16 protein-coding genes and 1 pseudogene are annotated in these 17,693 nt (G+C 48.2%); 11 read left to right on the top strand and 6 right to left on the bottom strand.

What is annotated here, in order from left to right; genetic code table 11:
* From AC1WIP_RS01815 to AC1WIP_RS01795, 5 genes are all read left to right on the top strand, one after another.
* Positions 1-628, top strand: a 628-nt coding sequence (locus tag AC1WIP_RS01815) for an ATP synthase beta subunit C-terminal domain-containing protein (RefSeq protein ID WP_481140201.1), incomplete at its 5' end; no start/stop codon positions are given.
* Between the two features lie 21 nt (positions 629-649).
* Positions 650-1,054 carry an ATP synthase F1 subunit epsilon gene (atpC, locus tag AC1WIP_RS01810; protein ID WP_481140200.1) on the top strand — a complete coding sequence of 135 codons (405 nt, stop codon included), beginning with the start codon at positions 650-652 and terminating at the stop codon, positions 1,052-1,054.
* A 78-nt stretch (positions 1,055-1,132) separates the two neighbouring features.
* Positions 1,133-1,534: a hypothetical protein gene (locus tag AC1WIP_RS01805; protein ID WP_481140199.1), complete on the top strand. Its 402-nt coding sequence runs from the start codon at positions 1,133-1,135 to the stop codon at positions 1,532-1,534.
* A 181-nt stretch (positions 1,535-1,715) separates the two neighbouring features.
* Positions 1,716-2,906, top strand: coding sequence for a class I SAM-dependent methyltransferase (locus AC1WIP_RS01800; protein ID WP_481140198.1), 1,191 nt, complete (start codon positions 1,716-1,718; stop codon positions 2,904-2,906).
* A gap of 10 nt (positions 2,907-2,916) precedes the next feature.
* Positions 2,917-5,445 (top strand): hypothetical protein, encoded by a 2,529-nt coding sequence (locus AC1WIP_RS01795; protein WP_481140197.1) that lies wholly within the window; start codon positions 2,917-2,919, stop codon positions 5,443-5,445.
* Here AC1WIP_RS01795 and AC1WIP_RS01790 read toward each other — a convergent pair.
* Positions 5,423-5,929: a QueT transporter family protein gene (locus AC1WIP_RS01790; RefSeq protein ID WP_318708400.1), complete on the bottom strand. Its 507-nt coding sequence runs from the start codon at positions 5,927-5,929 to the stop codon at positions 5,423-5,425. The two genes, AC1WIP_RS01795 and AC1WIP_RS01790, sit on opposite strands and share 23 nt — an antisense overlap.
* A 180-nt stretch (positions 5,930-6,109) precedes the next feature.
* Here AC1WIP_RS01790 and AC1WIP_RS01785 point away from each other — a divergent pair, with 180 nt between their 5' ends.
* Entirely contained in the window at positions 6,110-7,228 is a 1,119-nt protein-coding gene (locus AC1WIP_RS01785) for an anaerobic sulfatase maturase (RefSeq protein WP_481140196.1), read from the top strand.
* A gap of 13 nt (positions 7,229-7,241) precedes the next feature.
* Here AC1WIP_RS01785 and AC1WIP_RS01780 read toward each other — a convergent pair whose 3' ends face one another.
* The 5 genes from AC1WIP_RS01780 to murC form a co-directional block, all read right to left on the bottom strand.
* A complete protein-coding gene (locus tag AC1WIP_RS01780) occupies positions 7,242-7,811 on the bottom strand; it encodes a biotin transporter BioY (protein ID WP_481140195.1) in 570 nt (189 codons plus the stop codon).
* Positions 7,812-8,123: 312 nt separating this feature from the next.
* Entirely contained in the window at positions 8,124-9,308 is a 1,185-nt protein-coding gene (locus tag AC1WIP_RS01775; protein WP_481140194.1) for a ribose-phosphate pyrophosphokinase, read from the bottom strand.
* A 16-nt stretch (positions 9,309-9,324) separates the two neighbouring features.
* Entirely contained in the window at positions 9,325-10,317 is a 993-nt protein-coding gene (locus AC1WIP_RS01770; RefSeq protein WP_481140193.1) for an ATP-binding protein, read from the bottom strand.
* Positions 10,318-10,369: 52 nt separating this feature from the next.
* The gene (locus tag AC1WIP_RS01765) at positions 10,370-11,425 is read right to left on the bottom strand and encodes a DnaD domain protein (protein ID WP_481140192.1); all 1,056 of its coding nucleotides are present in this window, start codon (positions 11,423-11,425) and stop codon (positions 10,370-10,372) included.
* 271 nt (positions 11,426-11,696) lie between these two features.
* Entirely contained in the window at positions 11,697-13,094 is a 1,398-nt protein-coding gene (gene murC / locus AC1WIP_RS01760) for a UDP-N-acetylmuramate--L-alanine ligase (RefSeq protein ID WP_481140191.1), read from the bottom strand.
* Positions 13,095-13,381: 287 nt separating this feature from the next.
* On the opposite strand from murC, the gene AC1WIP_RS01755 reads away from it, so the two are divergent.
* The 5 genes and pseudogenes from AC1WIP_RS01755 to AC1WIP_RS01735 form a co-directional block, all read left to right on the top strand.
* The gene (locus AC1WIP_RS01755; RefSeq protein WP_481140190.1) at positions 13,382-14,653 is read left to right on the top strand and encodes a glucose-1-phosphate adenylyltransferase; all 1,272 of its coding nucleotides are present in this window, start codon (positions 13,382-13,384) and stop codon (positions 14,651-14,653) included.
* The gene (glgD, locus tag AC1WIP_RS01750) at positions 14,653-15,771 is read left to right on the top strand and encodes a glucose-1-phosphate adenylyltransferase subunit GlgD (RefSeq protein ID WP_481140189.1); all 1,119 of its coding nucleotides are present in this window, start codon (positions 14,653-14,655) and stop codon (positions 15,769-15,771) included. Before AC1WIP_RS01755 ends, glgD begins: the two co-directional genes overlap by 1 nt.
* Before the next feature lie 30 nt (positions 15,772-15,801).
* Positions 15,802-16,080, top strand: a complete 279-nt coding sequence (spoVG, locus tag AC1WIP_RS01745; RefSeq protein ID WP_481140188.1) for a septation regulator SpoVG — start codon at positions 15,802-15,804, stop codon at positions 16,078-16,080.
* Positions 16,081-16,239: 159 nt separating this feature from the next.
* Positions 16,240-16,836, top strand: coding sequence for an aminoacyl-tRNA hydrolase (gene pth, locus AC1WIP_RS01740; RefSeq protein WP_481140187.1), 597 nt, complete (start codon positions 16,240-16,242; stop codon positions 16,834-16,836).
* A gap of 19 nt (positions 16,837-16,855) precedes the next feature.
* A pseudogene (locus tag AC1WIP_RS01735) lies at positions 16,856-17,693 on the top strand (transcription-repair coupling factor); the annotation flags it as partial.

Here is a 17,693-nt window from a genome sequence, read left to right as displayed (position 1 = left end):
GGCGGGAAGCGAGGTGTCTGCCCTGCTGGGACGTATGCCCTCCGCAGTTGGCTATCAGCCCACTCTGCAGACGGAGATGGGCGCCCTGCAGGAGAGAATCACTTCCACAAAGAAGGGCTCTATCACCTCAGTGCAGGCAGTGTATGTGCCTGCGGATGATCTGACAGACCCGGCGCCTGCCACCACCTTTGCCCATCTGGACGCCACCACTGTTTTGTCCCGTTCTATTGTGGAGCTGGGAATTTATCCGGCGGTAGACCCTCTGGAATCCTCCTCCCGCATTCTGGACCCAAGGATTGTAGGTGAGGAGCATTACAAAACGGCCCGCGGGGTGCAGGAGATATTACAGCGGTATAAGGAGCTGCAGGATATCATTGCCATACTGGGAATGGACGAGCTCTCAGAGTCGGATAAGCTTTTGGTTTCCAGGGCCAGAAAGGTACAGAGGTTTTTATCCCAGCCCTTCTTTGTGGCAGGACAGTTTACCGGCCTGGAAGGAAAATATGTGCCGGTGAGTGAAACTATCCGGGGCTTTCAGGAGATTCTGGAGGGCAGATATGATGATATTCCGGAAAGCTATTTCCTGAATGTGGGAGGAATCGACGACGTGGTGGCAAAGCTGAAGTAGCGCGGAAGGAGAGGCAGCATTATGACAGTGGACAAAAGCTTTCACCTGCGCATTATCACGCCTGACCGGGTGTTTTATGAGGGCGAGGCAAATATGGTGGAATTCAATACCACAGAGGGACAGATAGGAGTGCTGCCCGGGCACATTCCGCTGACTGTGATTATAAAGCCGGGGATATTGTACATTTATGAACCGGAGGGGGAAAAGCGTGCCGCCCTTCATGCGGGCTTTGTGGAAATTCTTCCCGATCAGATGACTATTTTGGCGGAAATCATTGAGTGGCCGGAGGAGATTGACGCCGAGCGGGCGGCGGCTGCGCTGCAGAGGGCCCAAGAGCGTCTGGAAAGCCCTACGCCGAAAACGGATATAGCGAGGGCGGAGACGGCGCTGTATCGGGCTATGGCCCGCATCCAGGCGCTGAAATAGAGATTTCCATCCCATAAACATCGTAACAGGAAGGTTTTTTTTGCATATGCTATGAAAAAGAGATAAGAGGCACTGGGTATGGATATTGAGCAAAGAATGAAAAAGCCCCTTCCCTTTTACATGACGCATCCCGGTTATTTTGGCCCCGGGAAGGAAAATACCGTACTGCGGGACCTGGAATATCTGCAGCAGACCTATCCCATTGAAGTAAGAAAATACCAGCGCAGGGTAGCGGAAATATTGGACAAAATGGATTATGAGGGAAGCATGATATACGACGAGTATCCTGACCGGTACAGTCTGTTTCATATGACAAAAACCATTCTGAAGATATTGCAGAATGAAGAAATGGAAGCAATGGAGGAATCCGATCCATCCGGTGAGAAATGGCACTGGATGGAGAACATGATACAAGTGCTTTTGTGCAATGAGATTTACAAGCGCCGGCATGGCGGAAAAAGAGGATTTTTTGCTTTTTAGGGGAACCGAAAATTTTAGTTGTGATTTTAAGGCAAAGTTATTACAATATAGTCATGGCATGGCCGGACTATGTTGTAGTAACTTTTTTGCGCGACTGAGCAGAGTCATAATCTCCTTCGGATAAGCGCCTTGCTTGCAAGAACGCCTGTCTGAAGGAGATTATGACGAGAAGGAAAGAAGAATGGAAGAATTAGAACAGCTGCTGGAGCAGATACTGAACCAGGATTTGATACAGATCATTTTAAGCAATTCCCGGGATGAAAAACAGGCGATGAAGAGCAAGGTCCGCCCGGTGCTTTTGAAGGGAGCCCTGCTGTTTCAGGAAACCCTGTACCGGGGAAATCAGGTGTTTCATACCAACTATACAAAGGAAGAGATGAAGGCAAAAATTCTGAAGGATATGAGCGGGCTGTTTGGCCAGGCCCAGCTTAAGGGCGTCTTTTGGGAGGCGGCTGTCCTTGTGAGCAAAAAGGGAAAGGTGACGGTGAAAAAAAGGCGTCTGTCCCAACAGGAGGGACAAAAGACTGGGAATGCCCCCTTATCCCGGAATTTGTCCCATGACCGCAGTAAGCGCTATATTCTGCAGGAGGGAATTCCTGTGGATTTTCTGGTGGGGCTTGGCGTGCAGACTCCAGAAGGGAAAATTGTGCGGGCAAAGTACGATAAGTTCCGTCAGATCAACCGATATCTGGAATTTATCGAGGATGTATTGGACGCCCTTCCAAAGGACCGCTGTATCCGGATTATAGATTTTGGATGTGGAAAATCCTACCTGACCTTTGCCATGTACTATTACCTTCACCAGCTGAAAAAAAGAGAGATTCAGGTAACGGGGCTGGATTTGAAGGAAGAGGTCATTGAACGCTGCAGCCTGCTTGCAAAGTCTCTGCACTATGATGGACTGCAGTTTGAAAAGGGAGATATCAGCACCTATCAGGGGGAGCAGAAGATTGACATGGTGGTTTCGCTCCATGCCTGTGATACGGCTACGGATTATGCCCTGGAGAAGGCTGTGAAATGGGGAGCGGAGGTGATTATGGCGGTTCCCTGCTGCCAGCATGAGGTCAACGGGCAGATTCATTGTGACGTTCTGGAGCCTGTGCTGAAGTATGGGGTAATCAAGGAGAGAATGTCTGCGTTGATTACGGATGCCCTGCGGGCGGATTTCCTGGAGCAGATGGGATATCACACTCAGATCCTTGAGTTTATTGACATGGAGCATACGCCGAAGAATCTTCTGATACGCGCCATAAAAACAAAGAAAATGCAGCCTGGGAAGGGAATAGGGACTGTTTCTGGAGACACAAAGCTTCAGAGCATCATGGAATTTCTGCATATAGAGCCTACGCTGCAGAAGCTTTTGAAGGAATAGGAAGTAGAGCATGAAGAAAACCATAATAAAATTATCTGTCTTTCTGGCAGTATTTATTGTGTCCCTGATTGCAGCGGGCAGAATTATGAATCAAGGACATGATAATCTCACCATGGAGCTTGCAGAGGCAACCTATCCTATTGTCACCATGGAGAGAAATGGAATTGCATATAACCAGCTCCATGGGTATAGGGAGGCCATGGAGACAGCCTTCCAAAGGGACACCGTGACGGTTTTGAATGAAAGCCGCAGCACCGATTTTACTGTGGACACCTATGGACGCAATATTACAGGAATTTCCATAGAGGTCAGAAGCACGGACGGCCAGCGTCTCATAGAGGATACGCCTGTGACAGATTATCAGACGGACGGGGAGCAGATTTATGGGACCATTTCCCTGAAGGATTTGATTGAGAAGGACACGGAATATTCTCTGGCTGTGGTGCTTGAGGTGGATGAGGATACGCAGCTGCGGTACTATACGCGGGCCCTGTGGAGCGACAGCTCTTATGTAGATGAAAAGCTTGCCTTTGTAACGGACTTTCATGAGCGCCTGTACGATAGAACGGCTGCAGAGGAGCTGACCAAGTATCTTGAAACAGATTCCTCCTTAGAAGACAACAGCTCCTTTCACAAGGTAAATATACACAGCAGCTTCAGGCAGATCACATGGGGAGACCTGCCGGTGGAAGAGGTGGGAGAGCCTGTGGTATCCTTAAAAGAGATTGCAAGCCAGACCGCTTCCATACTTATAAATTATATGGTCTGTACTTCCGGGGAAGAGGAAACGGTGTATTACCAGGTAGAAGAATACTATCGGGTGCGCTACACCACAGACAGAATGTATGTTCTGGACTATGAGAGAACCATGACCCAGATACCGGATGTACAGAATATGTATGCAAACAACAAGATACTGCTGGGAATTACAGATGAAAATGTGCCCATGGTGGAGAGCGGGGACGGAAATGTAGTTGTATTTTTGGCGGCAAACCAGCTTTTCAGCTATAATGTGACCAACAACAAGCTCACGGTGATTTTCAGCTTTTATGATGAGAACAATAGGGATGCCAGGACGCTGTATGGAGAGCATTCCATTAAAATACTGGACGTGGATGAAGGGGGAAACGTAGCCTTTGCAGTGTACGGCTATATGAACCGGGGACGGCATGAGGGACAGGTTGGAATCCAGATTTATAATTATGACAATTCCCTGAATACCATTGAGGAATTGATTTATATACCTTATCAAAATTCATACGCTGTGCTTGCGGCGGAGATGGAGCGGCTTTTGTATTTAAGCCGGGATCAAAAGCTGTATCTTTCCCTGGACAATATCGTGTATGAAATTAATCTGGAGGGAAAAACCTATTCCCAGCTGGTGCACATCTCCCAGGATGATAGTATGCAGGTCTCCGAGAACCATAAGATCATCGTGTGGATGGAGGGAGAGGATTTCTATCACGGAAGCAGGCTGCATATCAAAAACCTGGGAAACGGTACTGAGAGTGAAATTGCCGCAGAGGCGGGGGACGCCATCCTTCCCCTTGGGTTTATGGGAGAAGATGTGATTTATGGAATCGCGCGAAGGGAGGATGTGACGGAGGACAGCTCCGGAAGCGTCTTTTTTCCTATGTACTGTGTGCGGATCTGTAATTCCCAGGGCGAGCCTTTGATGGAATATGCCCAGGACAATATTTATGTGACCGGATGCACGGTGCGGGACAACCAGATTACGCTGGACAGAGTGATCAGGCTGGAAAATGGAGCCTACGAGACTGTCGCCCAGGATCAGATCATGAATAATGTGGAACCAGAGCAGGGAAAAAACGTGGTGGTTGCGGCGGATATCGACATCTATGAAAGATATGTGCAGATACAGACCAGAAATACCATTGACAGCAGTACGATCCAGATACTGACGCCCAAAGAGATGGTATTTGAAGGGGGACGGGAGCTTGCACTGCCCTCCGAACAGGAAACTGCCAGATATTATGTTTATGGACCTTACGGAGTGGAAGGTATTTACAGCCTTCCCTCCAGAGCCGTGAATCTGGCTTATGATATGGCGGGCGTTGTGGTGGACAACAGCGGAAGCATTGTGTGGCTTCGGGGAAACCGTGTGACGAGAAACCAGATCATGGCCATTACGGAGGAAAGTGTCACAGAGGAAAGGGGAAGCCTGGCGGTATGTCTGGACACTATGCTGGAATATGAGGGCATTATCCGAAACGCCGAGTATCTGCTGAGCCAGGGACAGACGGCGCTGGACATTCTGCAGGAAAACCTGCCGGATGCCCAGATTCTGGATTTGACAGGCTGCAGTCTGGATGCGGTGCTCTATTATGTAAATCAGGATATCCCCGTACTGGCCATGCTGGAAAATGGGGAGGCGGTTCTGATCACCGGATTTAATGAGTATAATGTAGTGATCATGGAACCGTCTACCGGACGGCTTTACCAAAATGGAATGAATGATACCACACAGTGGCTTAGTGAAAACGGAAACCGTTTTATCACTTATATGAGAGTGGAGTAGGAAACAGATATTTCCGGTAGCGCTTCAGGATGCTGTACAAAAGCATTCCAAGAACGCCGCAGGAAATCACTTCTCCGATGCCTACGGTGAGCATGAAATAAGGGATGGAGCCTTCAAAACGGTACACATAGGCAAGTACAAAAGGAACGATCAGAACGTTTGCCAGAATGGGAGGCAGCACTGCCGGCCACTTTACTCTGAGGCCTCGAAGCAGATAGGTTCCAAAGGCGCCAATCAATGTGGCGGTGCTTCCCAGCACAATATCCCAGGGCAGGCATCCAGTCATAAAATTGGCCAGGATACAGCCTGCAAACAGGCCCGGTATGGCGGCTGGCGTAAAAAGGGGAAGAATGGTCAGGGCTTCTGAAAAGCGGACCTGAATGGCATAATTTGCCAATCCCAGAGCGTTGGCTGCCAGAGTGAGCACAACGTAAAGAGCAGCGATAACCGCTGCGTGGACGATAAATAATACCTTTTTGTTCATTTGTTTTCTCCTTTAGTTTTGTTTTTTTGCCGTCAGAAGACGGGTTGGTGAGGAAGGTTTCGAACTCACCGGGGTTTTGGCTGAAATGTTTCGTATGGGAAAATTCAGCTCTTTTAGTATAGCAGGAAAAAGGAGAATGTCAAGGCAGGAAGAGGAAATGAAAACAGGGAGAAACAACGGATGGTTTTGCGGACAATTTTGATAAAGCCGGTCTCAAGCCTGTGCAATATGAAATGCAGCTATTGCTTTTATGTGGACGAGTCCTCAAAGCGAGGGATAAAATGCTATGGCATGATGTCCGAGGAAACCTTAAAAAATATTATCAGAAAGGCCTTGCTTCAGGCACAGGGGGAAATCTGTTTTGCTTTCCAGGGGGGAGAGCCGACGCTTAGAGGAATTGATTTTTTCAGAAAAGCGCTGGAGCTGGAGCAAAAATATAATAAAAACCATGTCCGCATAAAAAACGCACTGCAGACCAACGGGCTTTGTATTGACGAGGAATGGTGCAGATTATTTCGGGAGGGCGACTTTCTGGTGGGAGTATCCGTGGACGGAACAAAGACAGTACATGACGGATACCGGCATGACAAGGGCGGAGCGCCAACCTATGACAGAATCTGCCGCAACGTCCAGCTGCTGGAGGAGCACAGAGTAGAATACAATATTCTCACGGTGGTCACCCGCCAGACTGCAGAGAGCATCGGGGATATTTACGGGGAATACAAGAGGAGAGGCTGGAAATATCAGCAGTATATTTTATGCCTGGATCCCCTCTATGAAAGCTGGGGGAAGGCGGAATATTCTCTTACGCCGGAAGTGTGGGGCAGATTTTTGATCCGTCTTTTTCGTCTGTGGGACAAGGACTGGCGCAGAGGAAAGGCGCCGTATATCCGTCTGTTTGAGAATTATATTGGAATGCTTTTGGGGTATCCGCCGGAGGCCTGTGAGCAAAACGGGGTCTGCAGCATACAATGCGTTGCAGAGGCGGACGGCAGCGCCTACCCCTGTGATTTTTATGTATTGGACGAGTATAGGCTGGGCAATTATAATACGGACAGAATCCAGAGCCTGACAGACTGCGAAAGGGCCGTAGGCTTTGTGGAGGAATCCCGGAGAATAAGCCAGGACTGCAGGCAGTGCCGGTGGCTTTTTTTGTGCCGGGGAGGCTGCAGACGGTGCAGAGTAAGGGCAGATGATACGGAAACCTGGAAAAACTATTTTTGTGCGGGCTATCAGATGTTTTTTGAGGCATGCGCAGAGCGTCTGATTGAAATTGCGCAGTTTCTGAGGCAAAAATGAGATTGGCGGGTCTTTACAAGAGACCCGCTTTTTGCAGCCGTCTGCGCAGCTGCAGGCCGATGGACAGGGCAAGCACAAGCTTTACCAGATCTCCCGGAAGAAAGGGAATCACGCCGGCAGCCAAAGCCTCAGCAAAGGTGAGGGAGGCCTGATAGGAAAGCCATGCAGTGCCGAAAAGATAGCAGCAGGCTGTGCCAAGGAGCATTCCCGGAAAAAGAAACAAGACCTTATCGGAAAAACGGTCCACAAAAAAACCACAGATAAAAGCCATAAAAAGAAAGCCTATGATATATCCTCCTGTGGGACCAAACAGCTTTCCTGCGCCGCCGCTGAAGCCCGAAAACACAGGAAGCCCTGCAAAACCCAGAAGCACATAAATGATTACGCTGACAGTTCCCCTGCGCATGCCCAGAACGGAAACTGCAAAATAGACCGCCATAGAGCCCAGAGAGATGGGGACGGGACTTATGGGGATCGTAAGGGAAATGGGGCCCAGAATACAGATTACCGCAGCCATCAGGCCCACCAGGGCCATCTGCTTTGTGTTTGATTTTAAGGTGATGGTGGAAGTTTTGTGATTCATGACAAGTTCCTTTCAATGTAAAATTATGAATAAGTAATTGAGAAACAAGCTGGCGAAGTCACGAAACTGGTCATAATAACCAAAAACGGATTCCGAAGCAGTAGCTCGTCACCGTTATTTTGGTTATTACGCCCAGTTTCTGATACCAGGAGTCGAGTTCACAGTCACTCATATTATTGTTAACCAGAAAAAGACATATGAGTTAACAATTTAGAATTATATAGCAGTGGATAGATATTGTCAAGTACCTGAAATAGAAAGGCTGCCGCCCTGACAGATTTTTGATTGTCAAAGCAGCAGCCTCTGGGGTATTTAAAGCTCTCCCTTTTTGTACCGTGCTACAATATTTTGAATCCTCTCATTGGGGTTTAACAGATCGCTGATAGAGGAGTCGTGGTTTAGGGTATCGATAATGTAGGCGATGTATTTGCTCAGGTCGCAGTTAATGTACCACTCCCGCTGCAGAAGCTCAGGGGTCTGGTAAATCAGGTTGGTGGTCAATACCTTATCGATAATGCCGTTTTCATAGGCCCTGTCAAACTTGTCCAGTCCGCTGGTAAACAGACCGAAGGTGGCAAATACAAATATTTTGCTGGCCTTGCGCTGCTTTAAGGCGGCGGCCACTTCCAAAACGCTTTCCCCAGAGGAGATCATGTCGTCTATGATGATCATGTCCTTTCCCTCTACACTGGTGCCTAAGAATTCATGGGCTACAATGGGATTGCGTCCGTTCACCACCCGGGTGTAATCCCGGCGCTTGTAGAACATTCCCATGTCGAGTCCGAGGACGTTTGCAATATAAATGGCCCGTCCCATACCGCCCTCGTCGGGGCTGATCACCATCATGTGATCGGAATCGATCTGCAGCTCTTTTACGTTGCGCAAAAGTCCCTTGATAAACTGGTAGGCAGGCTGGACGGTCTCAAAGCCGTGAAGGGGAATGGCATTCTGCACTCTGGGATCGTGGGCGTCAAAGGTGATAATATTGTCAACACCCATGCGAACAAGCTCCTGCAGCGCCAGGGCGCAGTCAAGGGATTCCCGTGAGGTGCGCTTGTGCTGGCGGCTCTCGTAAAGAAAAGGCATGATTACGGTAATGCGCCGCGCCTTTCCACCTACTGCGGCGATGATACGCTTTAAATCCTGATAGTGATCGTCCGGTGACATATGATTTTCATGGCCGCACAGAGAGTAGGTCATGGAGTAATTGCACACATCCACTAGAATATACAAATCCGTGCCTCTTACGGATTCCAGAATCATTCCCTTGGCTTCCCCTGAACCAAAACGTGGAACCTTTGCGTTCAGCAGATAGGAGTTTCTCTGATAGCCGGAAAAGGCCAGGGATTCCTTGTGCTCGCTTTCACGTTCCGCTCTCCATTTTACAAGAAATTTGTCTACTTTTTCTCCCAAGGGCCTGCAGCCCTCCAGAGGAATGATACCCAGAGAGCCAACGGGGATGGTCTCCAAATTGCGCTTTTCTTCGCGGTTTGCCATGAAATATCCTCACTTTCTATAGGTTTGGCGAATTTGCCATGCGTTTCTTATAGATTCTTATGTCAGGTCCAGTCAGCTTGCAGATCGTGTAATTACTGGTGATTCTGGAGAAAATGCGGTCTGAATAGCGGTCACGCAGCTCCTCTAAGCTGAGATTGGTGGAAATAATAGTGGCTTTTTGGCGCAGATGTCTCTCATTCAGGCAGGAAAAAAGCTGGGAAGTGACAAAGGTATTTGTCATTTCCGTGCCAAGGTCATCAATAATGATCAGATCGCAGTGATATAAATCCTGATAAAAGCCATAAAGAGATTCCTTCGCTTTTGCGTCAAAGGAATAACGTGCAAGCAGATCAAACAGCTCCGATGCGCTGAAATAGATGACAGAATATCCCTCCCCCAGCAGCTCATTGGCAACACAGCCGGACAAAAAGCTCTTTCCTGTTCCTACTGTACCATAGAAAAAAAGATTGTGATAGTCCTGTTTGAAATTTTGTACAAAATTTCGGCAGATTTCCACGGCGGCTTCAAACCTTTTCAGGTCGTCGCCGGTGTAATATTCATAAGATAAGGTGGAAAAATTCTCTTTGGAAATCACATTCTGAATGTTGGACTGCTCATACAAAAGAGTGATCTCCTGCAGACGAAAGCAGCGGCATTTTTCCTTTCTTCCGGAAGGAGTCTCCACATAGCCGGTATCCCTGCAGAGACTGCAATGATATATGGGCTCCAGATAATCCTCCGGAAAACCGGCGTCGGTCAGAAGCTTTTTTTTACGCAGGGAAAGCTCCCTCAGAGAGGCATGGATATCCTCTTTCGTCTGTCCGGAACCGGAAAGCATTTCCTTCACCATGGAAACGGATAGAGCGCTTACGGAATCCTCCAGCCTGCGGTAGTCTGGAACCTTGCTGTAGACCTGCTCCCTGCGCCTGGCCGCCTCTCTGCGGCTTTGGTCCTGCTTTTGTTCATAGCCTCTCATAATAGATTCGTACTGTTGGTTGCCTAACGCCACGGATATTCTCCTTCTTGCAGAGCGTGGAAAAAGGGGACGGGCCCCTCTGGGATTAATTGCTCAGAATTTCCTTTTCCAGCGCGTCAAAATCATAACTGTTTTGTGTAAACTGGTTGAATTTATTGGAAGTGGTCTTAGGAGCGCTCTTCCGTTTCTGAAATTGATCGTCTATCCTTCGGATATCCGATTTGTGGTGGACATCCGCCTGCTTCCAGCTGCTCAAAATACCTTCCGTATATTCAAAGCGGTGCTTGTCGGTTGCCAGCACCGTCCGCTGGCAGGCCTCCAGAATAATATCAAGGGTAAAGCCGTATTCCCTGATCCAGCGGGTGATATATTCTACCTCCCTGGCGGTAGGGGAAGCGCTTTTGCCCAGCTCATTCATGATGGCATAAACGTTCTTATCATATTTGGAGGAAAATTTCTGGGCCTGCTTTGGCGTGGTGATTCCCTCCTGCGCCCAGTTTACCGCAACCTTTTCTATGTACCGGAAATCTTTTTTTCCACGGTCGACACAATACTGCAGAAGATAGTCAATTAAATCATCCGAAAAATGAAGCACATCCGTGAAAAAGAGGATGGTTTTCATCTCGGAGGGAGTCAGAGGACGGCCAATGTAGGACTCTGCAATAAAAAGAAGCTGGGCGGCTTCTTCGCTGTCCTTAAACTGCCTGAGCCTGTCCGCCGAATAAACCGGCTTTGCAAAAGGAGAAGCCCCGGCTGCGGAGGCGTCCTGGGAGGAAAGCGGAGAAGAAACAGGAGCCTGTCTGGAAAATGCACCGGGGCTTTCGTCCGATTTTTGGGTGCTGGTTCCTTTTAGCTCCCGCATATGTATGCCGGTGAGATTTTTGTCCTCATCGTAATCCAGGTCCAGAAGCTTTTGCTTCTCCCAATATTTCAATGCACGAATGACATCCTTCTCCGTGTGATTAAACTTATCTGCAATATCGGACACACTGGTAGCCAGATTGGCGTTCAGCATGCGCACAAGGTACAGATAGACCTTCAGCTGAGCGTCGTTGGCATCCTTCATATATTCATCGATAAAGCGGTTGGACACGGCGGTAGAATCTGCATAGTCGTCCTTGTAAATTGTCAATCGTGCCATAACAACAATATCCTTTCCCTTACCCGTCACTTTAAAAGCAAATCACAGTATAGCATAAGGCTTTTGAAAAAGAAATAGTCAATTTCCTGAAACCCTTGTAAACGCCGCACCCAGGGGTAAAATGTGGATAATGTGGACAATGTGGATAATTTCGTTTTTCTAAAGAGAAAGTGCGGAAAACGGCACCGGGGCTGTCCACAAAAAGGCGGGAGCTTATCCACAGACCAAGGGGAATGTTATCTGCCGCCCGGACTGTGGATAATGTGGACAACTACATTCCAAGAAGAGTTTCGCCTATTTTATGCACGTCTCCGGCCCCCATAGTTATCAACAGGTCTCCGGTTGTGCAATTTTCCAAAAGAAAATTTTCAATCTCATCAAAGGAGGGAAAGTAAAAGCATTCATGTCCCAGGGCTTCGATTTCCTTCTTTAATGTATCGGAGCTGATCCCCAGCGTATCTGTTTCCCTGGCTGCATAGATATCTGCCAGCACCACCTTGTCGGCACGACACAAAGCCAGTGCAAAGTCCTTTAAAAAGGCCTTGGTGCGGGAATAGGTGTGAGGCTGAAAAACACACCAGAGGGTGTTGTGGGAAATATTTTCAGCAGCCTTTAAGGTTGCAGTAATTTCTGTGGGATGATGTGCATAATCATCTATTATGGTGACCCCGCCAATTTTGCCCTTGTACTCAAAACGCCTGTCGGTGCCGGAGAAGGCAAGGAGAGCCTTCGCGGTAACGGCGCTGTCAATGCCAAGCAGATCCGCTAGGGCTGCAGCCGCAATGGCATTGCTTACATTGTGGTCACCGGGCACCTGAAGGCGGAATTCTCGTACGCAGCCGCCGGGGCTGTGAAGCTGAAAGGAGGGATGCCCCCATTCATCGTGTTCTATCCGGGAGGGATAGTAATCCATAGGACCACCGTCTGCGCCTGTACTGTGTGCGCCGAAGGTTATGACGCGGCAGGACAACCCCTGGATGATTTCCCCAAGACGGGGAATGTCACCGTTTATAATCAGAGCGCCGTCTGCAGGCAAAAGCTTGGCAAAACGGTGAAAGGAGAGACGGATTTCCTCGATATCCTTAAAAAAGTCCAAATGATCTTCTTCTATATTTAATATGATTCCAATTTTTGGAAAAAAGCTTAAAAAGCTGTTGGTGTACTCACAGGCCTCCGTGACAAACAGGCCGGATTTCCCCACGCGTATATTGCCGCCTATGGTTTTGAGCATGCCGCCGATGGACAAGGTCGGATCCTTGTCTGCACACAGGAGAATTTCGCTGATCATGGAGGTTGTGGTGGTTTTCCCGTGAGTGCCGCTGACTGCTATGGGAGTACTGTAATTTTTCATAATCTGTCCCAGAAGCTCAGCCCGGGTCAGACAGGGTATGTTCTTTTCATGGGCGGCGATGTATTCAGGATTATCTTTGTGTATGGCGCTGGTAAAGACCACGCAGTCAATGTCGTCTGTGATATTTTCCCGGCGCTGCCCGTAAAACACGGAAATGCCCCTGGCTTCCAGCGTCTGGGTCAGGGAGCTTTTTACTTTGTCGGAGCCGGACACCTGAAAACCTGCGTCGGCCAGAATTTCAGCCAGACCGCTCATGCTGATGCCGCCGATTCCGGCAAAATAAACGCGAGAGGGATGCGAAAAATCTATTTGATACATGATTGCACTTCCTTTTATTTATTGTACCTATATTATATACACCTGGGACACAAAAAACAAATGGAAAACGAAAATGTTTAAAATGACGGGATAAAAAAGAACATGATACAAGTTGTATTGGAGAAAATAAACAAATAAATACAAGTAAAATTTTGAAAAATGTAAAAAATACATATTAAAAAAGGAAAAAATCAAAAAATTTAAGGAATAAATATTCACTTTCTTTGGTGGATATGCTATAATAAGTCCATCAATAAATTGGTAAAAGGCTAGATAGAGGTGAGGACATGATTAAGAAAGAAATGATTGCCATGTTATTGGCAGGCGGACAGGGCAGCCGTCTGGGGGGATTAACCTCCAAGGTCGCGAAGCCCGCCGTAGCATTCGGGGGGAAATATCGTATTATTGACTTTCCTCTTTCCAACTGTATCAACTCCGGAGTGGATACAGTGGGTGTATTGACCCAGTATCAGCCCTTGCGGCTGAACACACACATCGGAATCGGTATTCCGTGGGATCTGGACCGTAACATCGGAGGCGTGACGGTTCTGCCGCCCTATGAAAAAAGCTCCAACAGCGAGTGGTATACGGGAACGGCAAACGCCATTTACCAGAACCTGGAATACATGGAGAGCTTCAATCCTGACTATGTGCTGATTCTTTCCGGAGATCACATATACAAGATGGATTATGAGGTGATGCTGGATTTCCACAAGGCCAACGGAGCCGAGGTTACCATAGCGGTCATGCCTGTTCCTATTGAGGAGGCAAGCCGTTTCGGCATTATGATTACCGATGAAAATAAGAGGATCGTAGAGTTTGAGGAGAAGCCTGAGCATCCCAGAAGCAATCTGGCAAGCATGGGTATCTACATCTTCAACTGGAAAACCTTAAAGGAAGCGCTGATTGCTATGAATGAGCAGCCAGCTTTGGATTTCGGAAAGCATGTCATTCCCTACTGCCATGAAAAGGAAGCGCCTCTCTATGCCTTTGAATTCACCGGCTACTGGAAGGATGTTGGAACACTGAATTCCTACTGGGAAGCCAACATGGAGCTGATTGATATTGTTCCGGAATTCAACCTGTATGAAGAGTATTGGAAAATTTACACGAAGAGCGAAATCCTGCCGCCCCAGTACATTGCCGATACCAGTGTGGTGGAGAGAAGCATTATCGGAGAAGGCTCTGACATTGCAGGCGAGGTGTACAATTCCGTGATCGGATGCGGTGTCACAATCGGCAAAGGAACCGTGGTCCGGGACTCCATCATCATGAATCAGACGGTGATTGGCGAGGACTGCGAGCTGAATAAGGCTATTGTGGCGGAAAACGTGCAGATCGGCAGCCGGGTGAAGATGGGTGTGGGGGAAGAGGCTGAAAATGAGACGGCTCCCCATATCTATAATCATGGCATTGTGACTGTGGGGGAAAAGAGTGTAATTCCAAACGATGTCAGCGTGGGCAAAAATTCCGTGGTATTCGGAATCACCACAGCGGAGGATTATGAGAACTCCCGTCTGGAGAGCGGCAAAACATTGATTAAGGCAGGTGAACAGTAGTGAGAGCAATTGGAATTATTTTAGCAGGCGGCAACAACCATAGAATGCGGGAACTGTCACAGAAAAGAGCGATCTGCGCAATGCCGATTGCAGGCAGCTACCGAAGCATCGACTTTACTTTGAGCAATATGTCCAACTCACATATCCAGAAGGTTGCAGTTTTCACGCAGTACAATGCGAGAAGCCTGAATGAGCATTTAAGCTCCTCTAAGTGGTGGGACTTCGGACGTAAACAGGGCGGCCTCTACGTTTTCACACCGGCGGTGACGGCGGACAACAGCAACTGGTACAGAGGAACGGCGGACGCTATCTACCAAAACTTAAGCTTCTTAAAAAACAGTCATGAACCCTATGTGGTCATCTCTTCCGGAGACGGCGTTTACAAGATGGATTTCAACAAGGTGCTGGAATACCATATTGATAAAAAGGCGGATATCACGGTGGTGTGCCGGGATATGGAGCCGGGCTCGGACGTAGAGCGCTTTGGCACGGTGCGCATGAATGAGGAGAGCCGCATTGAGGAGTTTGAGGAGAAGCCCTTAAAGGCAAAGACAAGCACGATCTCCTGCGGAATCTACGTGATACGCCGCAGACTTCTGATAGAAATGATCGAGAAGTGTGCGGAAGAGGACCGGTATGATTTTGTAAGGGATATCCTGATCCGCTATAAGGATATCAAGAGAATCTACGGATACAAGATGCGGGATTATTGGAGAAACATCGCGTCGGTGGAGGACTATTACAACACCAACATGGATTTTTTAAAGGCCGATGTGCGGGATTACTTCTTCAAGCAGTATCCTGATATTTATTCTAAAGTGGATGATCTGCCGCCTGCAAAGTACAATGTGGGAGCACATATCAAAAACAGCCTGATTTCCAGCGGATGTATTATCAACGGAACTGTTGAAAATTCCGTAATCTTTAAGGAGAGCTACGTGGGCAATAATTGTGTAATTAAGAATAGCATCATTTTAAATGATGTTTATATCGGGGACAACACCTACATTGAAAATTGTATCGTGGAAAGCCGGGATACCATACGCGCAAACTCTCACTATGTGGGCGAGGGTGAAATTAAGATTGTTGTGGAGCGCAATGAAAGGTATGTCATTTAGCAAAAGATTAACAGACCAGGGGGATGCCTTATGCAGATAACAGATGTTCGTGTTCGCAAAATAACAAAAGAAGGAAAAATGAAGGCTATTGTATCTATCACCTTAGACGATGAATTCGTGGTGCATGATATCAAGGTGATCGAGGGGGAAAAAGGATTGTTTATTGCAATGCCAAGTAAAAAGGCAACGGATGGAGAATATCGTGATATCGCACATCCAATCAATTCCACTACCAGGGAAGCCATTCAGAGTATTGTACTTGAGCGGTATGAAAGAGCCTTGGAGGAGCCTGACAGGGAGTATGAGTAAATAGGTATTCTGGAGAGTAAGGGGGGCTGTGCTGCCGGCTGAAATTTGAAGCTGGCGCACAGCCTCTCCTTTTTGTGCTGCTTTTTCCAAGGCACTTGTATTTTTTGCAAAAAAATGAGACAATACCAATGCACGAAAATGCAGAAAGCGGGTGTATCGGTGTATATTATTGTTGGACTGGGAAATCCCGGAAAAACCTATGAAAATACAAGACATAATATCGGATTTGACGTGATAGACGTTTTGGCCGGGCAGGAAAAGATCGGCGTTCTGGAGAAGAAGCACAAGGCTGTGATCGGCAAAGGCTATGTGGAGGGACAAAAATGTATCCTGGCAAAGCCCCAGACCTTTATGAATCTGAGCGGAGACAGCGTAAAGGAGCTTGTGGATTATTACAAAGTGGATGAGACCAGTGAGCTGATCGTCATATCGGATGACATCAGCCTCAAGCCGGGGCAGATACGGATTCGCAAAAAGGGAAGCGCCGGGGGGCATAACGGACTGAAAAATATTATTGCACGCCTGGGCACGGATCAATTTATCCGTGTGAAAATGGGTGTGGGTGAAAAACCCAAGGGATATGATCTGGCGGATTATGTTCTGGGGCATTTTACCGATAAAGAGCGCGGCGTTATGGATAAGGCGGCGTTAAGAGCGGCGGAGGCCATACGGATGGTGATCGCCCGGGATGCGGACGCCGCCATGAATGTATTTAATCAAAAGGCCGGGGATATGGACGAAGCTTCGGCTGTGTGAGGTGAACGGGAGGCAGAATATGCAGGCATTACTTGCGCCGCTTACGGAATTGGCGGAATATCGGGAGACGAAGCAGACGCTTGAGAGGGGAGTCGGCGTAATAGCCCTGACTGGGTGTGTGGATTCCCAGAAGCTTCATATGATCTATGGTTTGAGCGATGGCCTGAAATATAAGGTCATCGTTACTTATAATGACTTAAAGGCCAGGGAAATTTATGAGGAGTACAAATTTTATGACAGAAATGTCATGTTGTATCCGGCAAAGGACCTGATTTTTTTTCAGGCAGATATCCATGGCAATCAGCTGATCAGAGAGAGGATCCGCACACTGCGGCGGTTGATGGAGAAAAAGCCGGTGACCATTGTCACCACCTATGCGGCGCTTATGACGCCCCAGGTTTTGTGGGAGGAAGGCGACCGGATTTCGGTGCGGCGCGGAGGAACCCTGGATGAGGCCTGGCTTGCGGGACGCCTGGTGGAAATGGGATATGAGAAGAGCTACCAGGTGGAGAGCCCCGGGCAGTTTTCCGTCAGAGGAGGCATTGTGGATATTTTTGACCTGACGGAGGAAAATCCTTATCGGATCGAGCTGTGGGGAGACGAGGTGGAGTCCATCCGCAGCTTTGATATTTTAAGCCAGCGCTCTATTGAAAAGCTGGAGGATATCTGTATTTATCCGGCTACAGAGTTTGTGCTGTCAAAGGAGCGCATAAAAGAAGGGCTTTCCAGACTGGAAAAGGAGGCGGGCAGGCAGGAAAAAATTTTCCGGGACGCCCATCAGCCCGAGGAGGCTCACAGAATTGCCTCCCAGACGGCACAGCTTAGAGAGCAGCTTCTGGAAGTTCAAAACCTGGCTA

The organism is Acetatifactor sp., from assembly GCF_982438285.1.
This window is presented reverse-complemented; position numbering and strand designations above follow the sequence as displayed.

Coding starts and splice junctions, on each gene's coding strand:
- AC1WIP_RS01795 (WP_481140197.1), top strand. CDS start 2,917: ATGAAGAAAACCATAATAAAATTATCTGTCTTTCTGGCAGTATTTATT.
- AC1WIP_RS01800 (WP_481140198.1), top strand. CDS start 1,716: ATGGAAGAATTAGAACAGCTGCTGGAGCAGATACTGAACCAGGATTTG.
- murC (WP_481140191.1), bottom strand. CDS start 13,094: ATGTATCAAATAGATTTTTCGCATCCCTCTCGCGTTTATTTTGCCGGA.
- AC1WIP_RS01775 (WP_481140194.1), bottom strand. CDS start 9,308: ATGGCAAACCGCGAAGAAAAGCGCAATTTGGAGACCATCCCCGTTGGC.
- spoVG (WP_481140188.1), top strand. CDS start 15,802: ATGCAGATAACAGATGTTCGTGTTCGCAAAATAACAAAAGAAGGAAAA.
- AC1WIP_RS01755 (WP_481140190.1), top strand. CDS start 13,382: ATGATTAAGAAAGAAATGATTGCCATGTTATTGGCAGGCGGACAGGGC.
- AC1WIP_RS01765 (WP_481140192.1), bottom strand. CDS start 11,425: ATGGCACGATTGACAATTTACAAGGACGACTATGCAGATTCTACCGCC.
- AC1WIP_RS01790 (WP_318708400.1), bottom strand. CDS start 5,929: ATGAACAAAAAGGTATTATTTATCGTCCACGCAGCGGTTATCGCTGCT.
- AC1WIP_RS01805 (WP_481140199.1), top strand. CDS start 1,133: ATGGATATTGAGCAAAGAATGAAAAAGCCCCTTCCCTTTTACATGACG.
- AC1WIP_RS01785 (WP_481140196.1), top strand. CDS start 6,110: ATGGTTTTGCGGACAATTTTGATAAAGCCGGTCTCAAGCCTGTGCAAT.
- AC1WIP_RS01780 (WP_481140195.1), bottom strand. CDS start 7,811: ATGAATCACAAAACTTCCACCATCACCTTAAAATCAAACACAAAGCAG.
- atpC (WP_481140200.1), top strand. CDS start 650: ATGACAGTGGACAAAAGCTTTCACCTGCGCATTATCACGCCTGACCGG.